Here is a 12,682-nt window from a genome sequence, read left to right as displayed (position 1 = left end):
AAGGGGGAGCACCTGCTCCTAGACCGCATGCTGCGCAAGGTTTGCATGAGCCGGTTTTCTTTGGATGCAGTTGGGACGGTTCGCCGGTTGAGTCATCCTCAACCATCTGCATACTGCCTGGGTCTTCGCACGGCATCTTCGAATTTACTCTCGCTTCACCGCCGCCAGGGGCCAAAATCATCGACTGTGTCTGTGCCCGTACGCAGCACCCTCCTACCACAGCAGCTAGTCCCTGTAGAGGGACCGCCACCAATAGGAGCCAGAGCATGCACACGCGGGCAAGACCTCGTTTCATGTTGGCAGTCTAACAGCGAGAAAAAACCCGGAGCACACCGTACCGGCAGGAAAACGTAGGTATGAAAACCCTACGCTGGCCTCCGAGGGTAGACTGGCGCCAGGCAACTACTTCGCAAGTACTCATCGCTTACTGTGGAGTATGCGCTCGCCCGCCAAGCAGCCTGCTGCCGTCTAACGTCACATGGCTGCTGGTGGCTGCTGTGAGGTCAGGACAGCGGCCGCAACTAATGCGGCTAGTAGAACAACGCTCTCAACAATCAAAACAACTCTTACAGACTCCAGCCCGGGCGTAGAGTGCCGTGCACGTGCAAGTCCGAACACCTTGTTATATCCACCGAGGACAAGTGCCACGCTTACAAAGCAAAGCTTCACTAAGAGTGCCGTCGTGTAGAGACTACTGGCAAACAGGTTGTCCACGGTTCCAACCCTGTTCCATGCATTGAACAAGCCCGTTGCGAATACTGCTACGACTGCGACCACAGCTGCTGCAGACATCGATTCCAGATAGTGAGCTTTTCGGTTCAAGTCAGGTTGCCCTGCGCCGTTGTCCATCGCTTTCCACGCTGAGACAGCTACTAAGCCCGTCCATGCGCCCATCGCAGTCAGATGGACTACCTCCGCTGCGAAAGGCAGAGTCCAGTAACCGTTTTCGCCGGCATGCCCCATTGACGCGCGTACAAACGCGAAGAGGCCTAGACCTGCCAGCACTGTCCACTCACGCCACACTGCAGTCGAACGAAGTGCTCGAATGACCAGTACTAGGGTAATCGCGAAAAATGAGATATAGCCGGCCCGCCCAATGCTTGTCATGGTCAACATCTGCCAGACTACGTCCTTGGCTTCTTGTAAGCCAACACCGCCCATTACGGCGGCGGATGCCCACAACATAGCGCCCGTCCCGAGTACGCCGAGTGTAGCTGCGGCGATGTCGCCTGAGCGTAGCAGGGCTTCAGCGTCGGTACGTGAGACACCTGACGCCACAAGCCAACGGCGCGCCAGCCATGAGCCGACAAGCCACGCGAACGCGGCGTTCAAGGCGACGACTGACCCAACTTGAAGGCCCAGGACGCTATCCACTTATTTCACCGAGAATGAGAACGTGCCCGTGCGGCGGTGACCGTCGTGACCAGCGACGGCCCATTTAACGGTATAAGTGCCAGTAGACAGACCTTTGGTTTGGAGACGCACAATTGCTGGGTTGGCGGTATCGACCTTCGCCTTATCGGTCTCAACGACCTTGCCGTCGGTATAAGTCAACGTCACGGTGCTAAACGCTTGCTCAACTTTCTCGTTGAAGGTCAGAGAAATTTCGGCCGGCGCCGTTTCCAATACAGCTCCTGGCGTCGGGTTCGAAGCTGTAAGCTTTGCGTGCGCCATCGCGAGCGGGGCTGCGAGGGTAGCTACCGCAAAGACGCATGCGGTTACGATTTTTTGAACGGTTTTCATGTTTGACCTCTATGTAGGTTTTGGTTACTTAGCTTTACGGGAAGACCAGTGAACATGCGTTATGAGCCACTTGTCACCTTGCTTTTCCAGTACGGCAGTCTCTGTCCCAAACGAGTGAACGTTCGTTCCTTTGAACTTGCCCTTTGTCTCCGTTTCGCGTGTGACGATGGCGATATTCCCCTCAATTCGCTCGTTCTGGCGAATGACCGTCTGGCTCGTCGCTTTGGCAAAGGCCATGTCACTTGGCAGATGGTGGCCAGCATATTCGTCGCGTGAACGCTCAACGTAACCCGACTCGAAAATCTGGATAGTCGAGGAGAGGAAGACGGTAGCCGCATCAGCCTTCCCCGCTGACAGCGCGTCATGAAACGCAGAGACGGTTTCGAGTGGAGTCGCAGCGAATGCCTGGAGGGACGCGGCAGAGAGCGCGATGGCAAAAAGTGTTTGGCGCATAGATTTTTATATGTTTGTAATGGTTGGGGACAGCACGACAAGCCGATTTTCGATTACTAGACTTGTCGTGCTCTTAACTGCTCTCGAACTTCTTACTTCTTCGGCGCTGCCCAAGATTTTTTCATCTCAGCCATGTGCGCTACTTCCTTCTTCTGCATTTCGACGAGCTTGTTCGCAAACTCCTTAACTTCGGCATGCTGGAGTTTTGGCGCTGCAGTTTGGGCCATTTTGATGGCGCCCTTGTGGTGCTGGGTCATCATGTCCACGAACTGCCGGTCGAACTGTTCACCCTTGGCGGAAGTCAGCTTTTCGCTTGACATCCCTTTCATCGACTCCGGCATCCCTGGCATCTTCATGTTCATCGCCTCCGGCTTGCCGGCATACCACTGCTCTTTCCATCCCTTGAGCTGGGCAATCTCTTTTTCCTGCTCGGCCATCATCTTCTTAGCCATGTCTTTGAGATGCTGGCTGTCAGTACGACTGTCTACCAAGCTGGCCATATGCATCGCCATCTGATGATGCATTGCCATCGTGTCCAAAAACTGCTGTTCGTAGGGCGCTTTTGCGGCGTTCGGTGAGCTCTTGTGCATCGAGTGCATATTCGCCATCTCGTGTCCGGCGCCGCCGTGCGAGCCGCTTTGATGCTGTGGCATAGCACTTGCTGACATAGCGATGAACATGAACGATGCGAGTGCGATTTTCGAGATTTTCATATTTACTCCTTGGTTGGTTGCAAACATACTCATCCCCTTGCGACTAGCGTCGACGGTGAGTTAGGACGACGACGCCTTGTACTAGCTGGCTACTTACTTCTGAACTGCGAGCTGCGTGACGACGTATCGTCCCTCGAGCTTTTCGGCGACAAACTTGATTTTGTCGCCCGCTTTAAGGGCATCAAGCGCCGACGCATCCTTTACCCCAAACACCATCGTCATCCCAGGCATGCCCAGATTTTCGAGTGGACCATGTTTGATGGTGAGGCGGCCGGTGTCTTTGTCTACTTTCTTGACTTCGCCGTCGGACATGGTCGTCTCCTGGCCGGCGATGGCAGTAGGTGCGTGATTTCCGTGGTCATGCGATTGGGCCATGGCGCCATTGACGGCGGTAAGCGCAAACGTAGCCGCGGCGAAGTGGGTGACGATTTTTGCGATTTTCATTGGTATCTCTTCTTTCAAGTTAGGTAGCGGTCGTTTCTAACCGCCAGTTGCACGTTCGATTCGGTTACTCAGCAACCCTATTTCCTGTCAGTGCCCGGAGTGGCCTGACGGTTTGCGGACGTTAAACTCTACGTTCTGCGCGGGCTTCGGCGCCGGCATGGACTGCCCGCCGGCCGACGTACTCCTAACCGCTTCAGGCGGCGCGCCATTCCATTCGTAGGCTAGAGTTCCGGCTGGGTGCTTGTACCAACCCGGGTCACTGTAATCGCCGCGCTTCTGGTCCTTACGGACCTTCATCACGGTGAACATGCCGCCCATTTCGACGCCGCCGAAGGGGCCCTGGCCACCCATCATCGGAAGAGTGTTTTCCGGCAGCGGCATCTCCATCTCACCCATTGAGCCGCCCGTAGAGCCCATTGCCATGTAGTCCGGAATGATTGAACTAATCTTCTTCGCAGCGTCGCGCTGGGAAACGCCAATCATGGTTGGGACGTCGTGGCCCATGGCGTTCATGGTGTGATGAGACTTATGGCAGTGGAATGCCCAGTCCCCAGGGTTATTTGCGACAAACTCGATGGCGCGCATCTGGCCCACGCCAACGTCAACGGTGACTTCTGGCCAACGCGATTCAGGCCGGGTCCAGCCCCCGTCCGTGCCAGTCACTTCGAATTCGTGCCCGTGCAGGTGAATCGGGTGATTGGTCATCGTCAAATTGCCGAAGCGAATACGCACACGCTCACCTTGTCGCGCGACCATCGTGTCGATACCAGGGAAGACGCGACTGTTGAACGTGAACAGATTAAAGTCCAGCATTGTCGAGGTCTTCGGGACGAAGCTTCCTGGCTCGATGTCGTAGCTACCAAGCAGGAATACGTAGTCGCGGTCGACTTTCATGAAGTTGGGATTCTTCGGGTGGGTCACCCAGAAGCCCATCATCCCCATGGCCATCTGCACCATTTCGTCGGCATGTGGGTGGTACATGAACGTGCCGGGCCGCTTAGCCTCGAACTCGTACACCATCGTCTTGCCAGGCTGGATGCCTTTTTGCGTCAAACCAGTAACGCCATCCATACCATTTGGCAGTGGTTGACCATGCCAGTGGATGCTGGTGTGCTCCGGCAGTCGGTTGGTCACGAAAATACGAACACGGTCACCTTCAACCACTTCGATGGTCGGCCCCGGTGAGGCGCCGTTATACCCCCACAGGTTTGCTTTCATGCCAGGCGCAAACTCACGCACAACCGGCTCAGCAACTAGATGGAACTCCTTGACACCGTTTTTCATGCGCCATGGGAGCGACCACCCGTTGAGCGTCACAACCGGGTTGTAAGGACGACCGTTCGGTGGCGGTTGTGGAACCTGCGTCGCAGCGCTCTGCATGATTACTGCTTCTGGGAGGGATGCTGCGCCGACTCGGCTGACCACCCCGGCCCCAACCAGTGCCGCGGCACCGGTGAACAAATCTCTACGTGAAACCATCTCAACTCTCCAATTAATGTTCAGCCGCTGGCGCGGAACTCGACGCTGCAACGGTTGGCTGTGAAACGGCCCCGCCACTGCCGTTTATGGCCGCTTGCAGCTCGGTCTCTGCAATCCAGAAATCTCGTTGCGCTTCAATGGCGCCGTTGACGCTCGTGATTTGGTCGCGCGAGTCAGCCAGCAATTCGAAAACACTGGCGAGCATCCCGTTGTACCGAAGGAGGACCTCTTCCGAAATCTGCTTTCTTAGCGGGACCACCTCGTCGCGATAGTGCTTGGCGACGTCATAGGTCGTGCGGTACGCCGAGTACGCTTCTCGCACTTCCGAGCGCGCGCGAACAGCAGCGTCGGCGGTGCGATTGACCGAGAGCATGTACGTTGCCTTCGCACGAGCACGTCGAGCCCCACCCCAGTCGAAGATAGGTAGCTCAAGCGATATTTCGTAGCCGTTCTCACGAGGCGCGCCGGTAGTGCTTTTGTTGGCGTATCCAGCGTCCAGAACATTGATAAAGCCTGTAGCGTTCGTCAGGCCCAGTGACCGAGCGGTAGCGTCAACGTCCCGCTTCGCAATCTGGATGTCGAGTCGCTGCTCCATCGCAAGAGCCTCGAGCGCTCCCGGCTCATTCGGCTTTTGGGGGATGTCTGGCAGACGGTCGGGAATCTTGTAGTTGACGTTCGAACCCCAGAGGCCTAGTAAGCGGACAAGTTGCTCTCGCGTTGCCGTAGCAGCGTGCCGGGCGCGGGCATACTGCGTCGTCGCCTCCGCGTAGAAAGCCTGCTCACGTGCCCTGTCCAGTTTGCTCCAGTTGCCAACCTTGGCTTGCTCCTGTGCGAGCTGGGCTCCAGCCTCGGCTGAAGTCACTACCTGGCTCATAAATTTCTCTGTCTGAGCAGCTGCAACAGCGCTGAAGTACGCACGACGTGTTTCGCCAGCCAGACGAACTGCTTCTGATGCAGCCGTTATCTTTGCTTGCTCGAATCGGCCCTGCTCAATAGTGCTTCGCAGTGGAATAGTCAGCAGACCAATAAGGTCAAACATCACGCTACGTTCGATTTCGACTTCGTCGCCGCCACGCATCCGGCTGAATGAAAAGCCCGGGTTACGCATACGGCCGGCTTGGACAAAGTCGGCTTCGGATACACCGAGCTCAGCGAGCGAAGCTTGAAGGCCGCGGTTGTTGAGCAATGCAATCTGCACCGCAGAGTCAGGCGTCAACGGCGCTGCCAGGAGCTTTGAGACTTGGGCAGAGCTAGCCTGCGCGTCGCTGTCGGTTCTTTCGCCGGTCACTCCAAAGCCGATACGGGGCTGCGTCAACTTCGAGACGTCGCTCGCCCCGCCGTCATTGGACAACGTCGAACATCCAGCTAAAACCGATACGGCAAGCAAGAGACTGGAAGTCTTGAGTAATGGCGTGAAAACGATAGGCTTCATTTCTTCGCCTCTTTTCCTTGTTGCTGATGCTGTTCATGCGACGCCTCATTCGCCGCACCCTTTGCAGGGGCTGGGCGAGTAGCATTGGCCTGCATTTTTTCCTGGCCCATCTGGTGTCCTGCATGCGGGTCGGGCTTTGGCACCGGCGCCATCTGGTGCCCGGCGTGTGGGTCAGGCTTTGTCACCGGCGCCATTTGATGACCCGCGTGTGGCTCCGGCTTAGTCATTGGTGCCATCTGGTGCCCTGCGTGGGGGTCCTGCTTTACCGCCGGTGCCATTTGATGGCCTGTATGCGCTGCCGGCGAACGTTGGCCAGTCGGGGCCGCTGGAGCGATAGCTTGAGCTGGCATCTGATGACCCGCATGTGGGGTCTGGCCAGCCGGTTCGGCTGGTGTTCCTTGGCCGGCGTGGGCGCCCGAAGTCGCGCCTTGAGTCGGCATCGTGTGGCCACTGTGGCTCCCTGCACCTTGCGCTGCTGGCGCGTGGCCCGCGTGAGCGCCACCGTGCATACCCTCATTCGCGACAGTAGCGTTAGCCTCTTTCCAAACTTTGTCAGGCGAGACGTTATCCGTAGCAGCCGGTATGTAAGTAGAGAAAGCGGATGTGTACGTCGTTTGTGAAACCTGCGCAGCCGGGTCGGCCGCTTTGAGTGAAGCTGGTGGCTCGCCCGCGACGGACGCGAACGATGTTACGGCTACCGCACTGGCGGCAACAAAACGTTTGGAGAACATAGTCGTCCCATAATCGAAAGTAGACGCGCAGCAGTAATGCGCGACAAAAGCACAACGGAATACGAGCGAGTACGCGCGTCGTTGCTACCGAAAACGATTAAGCGGCGAGAAGCCGAGGGGGACGTTCGAGACTGTCGGGAATGAAACCGGCGACGAGAGTAGAGCCAAAGGTCACATAGACCTCAGCGCTATTGAAGGAAGGTTTGAAGGTCAACAATTGCGGTGGTGCAACGGCACAAACAAAGCACGCAGCACAAGCACTGCATGACCCATGTTTGAGCGATTTGGAAGTGTCGTTATCTTGGTCGTCTGAGGACGCCATTTCTGAGCACTCTTCCTCATCACCTGACTGCTGGTCCATAACGGCATCGTGTGAACTTGCCGACGCGTCACCGTGGTCCATCGAGGTGGCTGCGACCATGGTCATACCCTGATGGCCAGAATTGCAAGTGCGCAGCACATTTGCCGCGAATGCCTGGAAGGGCATCACGGCAATTAGCAGCCATAGCAAATAGGTTTTCAGGGTGCGATTCATTGGTCGAGAGTGTAGCACGGTCGTTTATATCGTCAAGGCGACGCAAATTGAACGATACAGCTTCCCACAATGGGAAGGTCAAGCGAAATCGTAGACTCCCCGAAAAGAAAAACGATGTATGCCCCGCCGCGCGCCGGATGGCAGTTGTCATTATTGCAAAAAGATTAGTACCTATGCTGAGCAACAATGTATTCTGTCCTTGCAATTAATTACAACTTCACCGCCCTCATCCAACTAATGAACCTCGTCCGCCTTCTGCTTTCACTGTTGCTTCTCGTGTCCGCACACGCAGGCGCCCAGGATGCGAAACTCAGCCAAAACTATCGCTTCTGTGAAGCTGGCTACTCAAGCTGTGACGTATCCCTCTTAAACGCGTCGCAGCTTGAGCAAGTACGCCAGTCCGCCCTGACGCGAAATTTTCGGTATTGCGACAGCGGGTATTCTAGTTGCGATTTGGGTCTGCTGACAGAACGTCAGCGAGCACAGGTTCATGGCTCGGCCCTGGCACGCAACCTCCGTAACTGTGATAGCGGTTACAGCAGTTGCGACCAATCCCTATTGACACCGTCCCAGCAAGTTCAAGTCAGCGAATCGCATCTAAAGCGAAATTTCCGCAACTGCGACAGCGGCTATTCATCCTGCGACCCGACTTTGCTGACCCAGCAACAGCAGGGAAAAGTTGCAGTCTCGGCCTTGGACCGAAATTTCACGAACTGCGACAAAGGTTATTCGGCGTGCGATACGGCTCTGCTGACAGCAGCGCAGCGCAAGCAAGCCGAGGTATCCGGCCTTACTCGCAACTTCCGAAACTGCAACAGCGGATACTCTACCTGCGATACCAGTCTTCTCACAGACATCCAGCGCACCACGGTTGAACAGTCTGCATATCGTCGGAATTCGTACAACTGCCAGAAGGGGTACAGCAGTTGTATCTACACAGCAAGGGCGTCAGCCACACTACCTCCGGCGTCAGGGCGCACTGCGAACGCGTCGCATGCGCGCGCCGAATCCAATAGTACAGGTGGTAAACAGCCTGCGTACGAGAGGCCTTACAGCGCGTCCATCAAGCCCCATGCACCAACTACGGCTCTAGTTTCGGGGGCAGCTGAGTCAGCTCCGTTGCCCGCGCCAAGCGGACCTTCTTGCGCTGAGAATGGGTCCTGCTACGGAGACATTAGCTCGGCCACTATGCGGCCTAAGACAACACATGTAAGCGGGTACACCCGACGTGACGGCACTTACGTTCGCGGACATTATCGCAGCAAGTAGCCCATCAATTATTGACATGGCGCGACCAAACTTTCCTCTCGAAATTTGGTCTTGACCTTCCCATCGTAGCAACCACTATCTTGGAATCCCACCCTTCCAAGGAGCTGTTATGTATGAACTGAATGTCCTAAAAATGAACTGTGGAGGATGCGTCCGCGGTGTTACACAGGCGGTGCAAGCTCTCGACGGCGCTGCTCGTGTCGAGGTCGACCTCGCAAGTAAGAAAGTACGCGTAGCTACAGATATGGACTTCGATGCCGTCAAGTCGGCAATCATCAATGCTGGTTACCCGGTGACAGAAGCCTCTGGCTCCTAATGCCACCAGGCAGAGCGGGCAACCCGCTCTGCCTCGCTTTCGCAACTACTCACTTGGCATGCGCCTGACCAAGTGTCCCCAGCCGGCATCCTGCTTCGCAAAAGTTCCCAACCCAAATACCTCACCTCCAGCGAGCGCCCGAGCTAAGCGCAGGCGTGCGGCTTCGCTAACTCATCAAGAATCGGACAATCTGGATGACTGTCGCCATGGCAGTTGTTGGCCACGTGGTATAACTGAGCCCGAATAGACTGAAGTTTCGCAATGTCCTCATCGAGCTCAGCGATGTATCTCTGGGCTAACTCTTTCACGTCTGCGCTATGTCGGCCGCGGTCCTGCCAGAGGCTTAGCAAGGTTTTGATGCGCTCAATTGAGAATCCCAGGTCGCGAGAGCGTTTGATGAAGCGTAAGGTTTGCACGTCATTCGTAGTGTATTGACGGTAACCAGAGTCAGTGCGATTCGCAGCCGTAATCAGGTCTATGCTTTCATAGTACCGAATCATCTTGGCGGTAACGCCTGAGGCGTCGGCAGCTTGTCCGATGTTCATCATTTACCTCCGATAGCAAAGGCCGGCTTCCACCGGCGGAGAAGCAGCGCGTTCGATACTACGCACACGCTTGAGAGAGCCATTGCAGCTCCTGCAATGATTGGGTTGAGGTAGCCCAGGGCAGCAAGTGGTATGCCTACAATGTTGTACACGAAGGCCCAGCCTAAATTTTGCTGAATCTTCCGGTACGTCTTCTTCGATATGTCGATAGCATCCGCAACCAGCCTCGGGTCTCCCCGCATCAACGTAATCCCTGCGGTATGCATCGCTACGTCCGTGCCGGTAGACATAGCAATCCCAACGTCTGCAGACGCAAGAGCCGGCGCGTCGTTGATGCCATCGCCTACCATTGCGACGACCTTGCCACCGCTCTTTAGCGCGGCTACTACATCGGCCTTGTCAGAGGGGAGCACCTGGGCACGAAAATCGTCTATACCTACAGCGATGGCTACACTTCGAGCGCTACCAGCGTTGTCCCCGGTAAGCATGACTGAGGCCACGCCGATATCTCTCAAACGACTCACTGCAGCCTTGGCCGATGGCTTCAACGTATCCCCAAACGCGAGCAATCCAGCCAGCTCGACTTTGCCATTCTGTTGCACAGCAAGCCAGGAGACCGTTCGGCCGGCGGCTTCATGGCGCGCTGCCGACGCGTCAATATCGCTGAGCACGACGCCTATCTCCTCCAACAGCCTACGGTTTCCCAGAAAAACCGTCGCCCCTTGGACGTCGGCGCGAACGCCTCGACCGGGAAGTGCCTGTGCATTCGTGGCTGGAAGCCTCCTAACTCCGCTCTTCTGAGCTTCTGCTTCAACCGCCTTCGCAAGGGGGTGGTCACTATATTGCTGGACAGCCTTCGCTAGGGAGAGAACCTCGTTTTCGGTTCTTCCAATTCCTTCGGTAGCAACCACAGCTGGCTTGCCCTCAGTCAGGGTGCCGGTCTTATCGAAAGCCACCACGTTCACTGCGTGCGCTGTCTCAAGCGCCTCCGCGTCTTTGATGAGAATCCCGTAACGTGCTGCGACGCCAGTTCCTGCCATTATCGAAGTGGGAGTCGCAAGACCGAGTGCACAAGGACAAGCGATAACTTGCACTGCTACGGCGTTGAGTAGCGCTTGCTGCCAGTCGCCCGTCAGCAGGCCCCCCCCGAAAAAGGTCACAACTGAAATGAGGAGAACAACCGGTACAAACACGGCGCTGACCTTGTCGACTAAACGCTGAATTGGTGCCTTGACCGCTTGCGCGTCTTCGACGAGCCTGATGATATTGGACAGCATAGTGTCGCCGCCAACCGCAGTGGCCTGCAGGACAAGCATGCCCTCGGCATTCACTGCACCACCGGTGACCAGGTCGCCGACGTTTTTCGCGACTGGCAGGCTTTCGCCGGTAAGCAGCGACTCATCAAGATGACTGGTACCTTCGACGACCTTGCCATCGACCGGTACACGGTCGCCTGGCCGGACAATGACCAGGTCACCAACGACGACCTGCCCAACTGGAATCTCGGCATCATGGACACCTCGTCGCACGCGTGCGACTGTGGCACGTAGCGACTCCAGGGCACGCAGTGCGGCGACAGTTTGATGTTTCGCTCGTGCCTCTAACCATTTGCCGAGAAGAACCAACGTAATGACGACGGCGGAGGTCTCGAAGTAAAGATGCGACATCCCCTCATGGTTGCCTTGTGTGAGGAGCAGATACACCGACAGCCCGTAAGCCGAGGTGGTCCCGAGAGCGACCAAGAGGTCCATATTCCCTGTACGCGCAAGGAGAGCTTTCCAGCCAGCCTTATAGAATCGGGCGCCCAGCCAAAACTGGACTGGCGTTGCCAGCGCCAGTTGCAGCCAGCCAGGTAGAGCCAGGTCTAAGCCGAACGGCATAAGCAGCATCGGCAACACGAGCGGCAGACTTAGTAGCGCTGCCGCCGCGACCGGCCACCAAGTTGGGATACCGCTCTGCGGAGTGTCCTGTTGAGCAGAGGCGTCAGTTGCGGCGACAGCGTGATAGCCGGCCTTTTCAACAACTCCAATCAACTGCTCAACTGTCACGCCGACAGCGGTGACACGTGCCTTCTCGGTCGCGAGATTCACCGACGAATCGGTTACGCCAGGCACGTTCTTGAGTGCCTTCTCGACACGCCCCACACAGGATGCGCACGTCATTCCAGAAACTGAGAGGGAGAACGTTTCACTATGCACCTCATAACCAGCCTTTTCGACAGCGGTATAGAGCGTACTGGGGCTCACCCCTGAGGCAACGTGAACGGTCGCCCTTTCTGTGGCCAAATTGACAGCAACGCGCTCTACACCAGCAACGGCTTTCAAGGCCTTCTCAACACGGCCGACACAGGAGGCGCATGTCATGCCGCCTACTGGGAAGGTGAAGGCCGCCGCTGCTGCGGCAGGTTTAATGACTGCATGCATTTTGGTTCTCCGGTCTTCGATTAAAAGAAGGATAGACCTTCCAGCGATGGTAAGGTCAAGCACTTGTTGCAGTCGAACTTAGGGTCGAGAAAAGCTCTGAACTCGACATGAGACTGGGATAGAATTGGTGCCGGCAAGATTACTGTTTAGATTAATTCCATCCAATGCGGCGTTCTTTCCCGTCACTGTTCCGCTATGTTGCTCTGTTGTTGGTGCTTACCGTCTTCAACACGGGAATCGCCATGGCTTCGTACGTCTGTCCAGAGCTGACGACGAAAGTGATGGACTCGCAGATGATGGACGGCATGCCATGTGCTGGCATGGATATCGAAAAACCGGTGCATTGCGCTGAACTTTCTGCAGACACCAAAGCATCGCTGGAGCACCACAGCGGACCTCCAGGTTTGGCACCGCTCTCGAATCCGGCGTTAGTGCGAATCCTTGTACCCCTGCTGCAGATGGCGTCGCCCACGCCGTGGTCTGGCGAGATTCCCGAGCCTGGCGTCGACCCGCCATACCTCCGTACGCTCAGAATCCGAATCTAATTTCCTCCCCGCCTGCTTAACGCCCGGCTAGCTATTGCCGCCGGCGCTCGTTTT

12 protein-coding genes are annotated in these 12,682 nt (G+C 56.4%); 2 read left to right on the top strand and 10 right to left on the bottom strand.

Annotation, left to right across the window (positions count from 1 at the left end; genetic code table 11):
- Positions 1-474: 474 nt before the first annotated feature.
- The 8 genes from ASF77_RS23840 to ASF77_RS24450 form a co-directional block, all read right to left on the bottom strand.
- Positions 475-1,374, bottom strand: a complete 900-nt coding sequence (locus tag ASF77_RS23840; protein ID WP_082493940.1) for a CopD family protein — start codon at positions 1,372-1,374, stop codon at positions 475-477.
- Positions 1,375-1,743: a copper homeostasis periplasmic binding protein CopC gene (gene copC, locus ASF77_RS20995; protein WP_056344022.1), complete on the bottom strand. Its 369-nt coding sequence runs from the start codon at positions 1,741-1,743 to the stop codon at positions 1,375-1,377.
- A 24-nt stretch (positions 1,744-1,767) separates the two neighbouring features.
- Positions 1,768-2,196 (bottom strand): DUF4440 domain-containing protein, encoded by a 429-nt coding sequence (locus tag ASF77_RS20990; protein ID WP_056344019.1) that lies wholly within the window; start codon positions 2,194-2,196, stop codon positions 1,768-1,770.
- 92 nt (positions 2,197-2,288) lie between these two features.
- Complete coding sequence (locus tag ASF77_RS20985; protein ID WP_056344016.1) at positions 2,289-2,909, bottom strand: DUF305 domain-containing protein; 621 nt, start codon at positions 2,907-2,909, stop codon at positions 2,289-2,291.
- A gap of 93 nt (positions 2,910-3,002) precedes the next feature.
- Positions 3,003-3,353 carry a copper-binding protein gene (locus ASF77_RS20980; protein WP_056344013.1) on the bottom strand — a complete coding sequence of 117 codons (351 nt, stop codon included), beginning with the start codon at positions 3,351-3,353 and terminating at the stop codon, positions 3,003-3,005.
- A gap of 87 nt (positions 3,354-3,440) precedes the next feature.
- The gene (locus ASF77_RS20975) at positions 3,441-4,832 is read right to left on the bottom strand and encodes a multicopper oxidase family protein (protein ID WP_056344003.1); all 1,392 of its coding nucleotides are present in this window, start codon (positions 4,830-4,832) and stop codon (positions 3,441-3,443) included.
- A gap of 13 nt (positions 4,833-4,845) precedes the next feature.
- Entirely contained in the window at positions 4,846-6,264 is a 1,419-nt protein-coding gene (locus ASF77_RS20970) for a TolC family protein (RefSeq protein ID WP_056343999.1), read from the bottom strand.
- Positions 6,265-7,092: 828 nt separating this feature from the next.
- On the bottom strand, positions 7,093-7,530 hold the full coding sequence (locus tag ASF77_RS24450) for a hypothetical protein (protein ID WP_156648960.1): 438 nt from the start codon (positions 7,528-7,530) through the stop codon (positions 7,093-7,095).
- A 1,378-nt stretch (positions 7,531-8,908) separates the two neighbouring features.
- On the opposite strand from ASF77_RS24450, the gene ASF77_RS23835 reads away from it, so the two are divergent.
- Positions 8,909-9,115: a heavy-metal-associated domain-containing protein gene (locus ASF77_RS23835; protein ID WP_082493938.1), complete on the top strand. Its 207-nt coding sequence runs from the start codon at positions 8,909-8,911 to the stop codon at positions 9,113-9,115.
- Between the two features lie 143 nt (positions 9,116-9,258).
- On the opposite strand, the gene cueR is transcribed toward ASF77_RS23835, so the two are convergent.
- Entirely contained in the window at positions 9,259-9,660 is a 402-nt protein-coding gene (gene cueR / locus ASF77_RS20965) for a Cu(I)-responsive transcriptional regulator (protein ID WP_056343996.1), read from the bottom strand.
- Positions 9,660-12,083, bottom strand: a complete 2,424-nt coding sequence (locus tag ASF77_RS20960; protein WP_056343991.1) for a heavy metal translocating P-type ATPase — start codon at positions 12,081-12,083, stop codon at positions 9,660-9,662. Before ASF77_RS20960 ends, cueR begins: the two co-directional genes overlap by 1 nt.
- 242 nt (positions 12,084-12,325) lie before the next feature.
- On the opposite strand from ASF77_RS20960, the gene ASF77_RS20955 reads away from it, so the two are divergent.
- On the top strand, positions 12,326-12,628 hold the full coding sequence (locus ASF77_RS20955) for a hypothetical protein (RefSeq protein ID WP_229445524.1): 303 nt from the start codon (positions 12,326-12,328) through the stop codon (positions 12,626-12,628).
- The last annotated feature ends 54 nt before the right edge of the window (positions 12,629-12,682 follow it).

It is taken from the genome of Massilia sp. Leaf139 (assembly GCF_001424165.1).
Taxonomy (GTDB): Bacteria; Pseudomonadota; Gammaproteobacteria; order Burkholderiales; family Burkholderiaceae_D; genus Telluria.
This window is presented reverse-complemented; position numbering and strand designations above follow the sequence as displayed.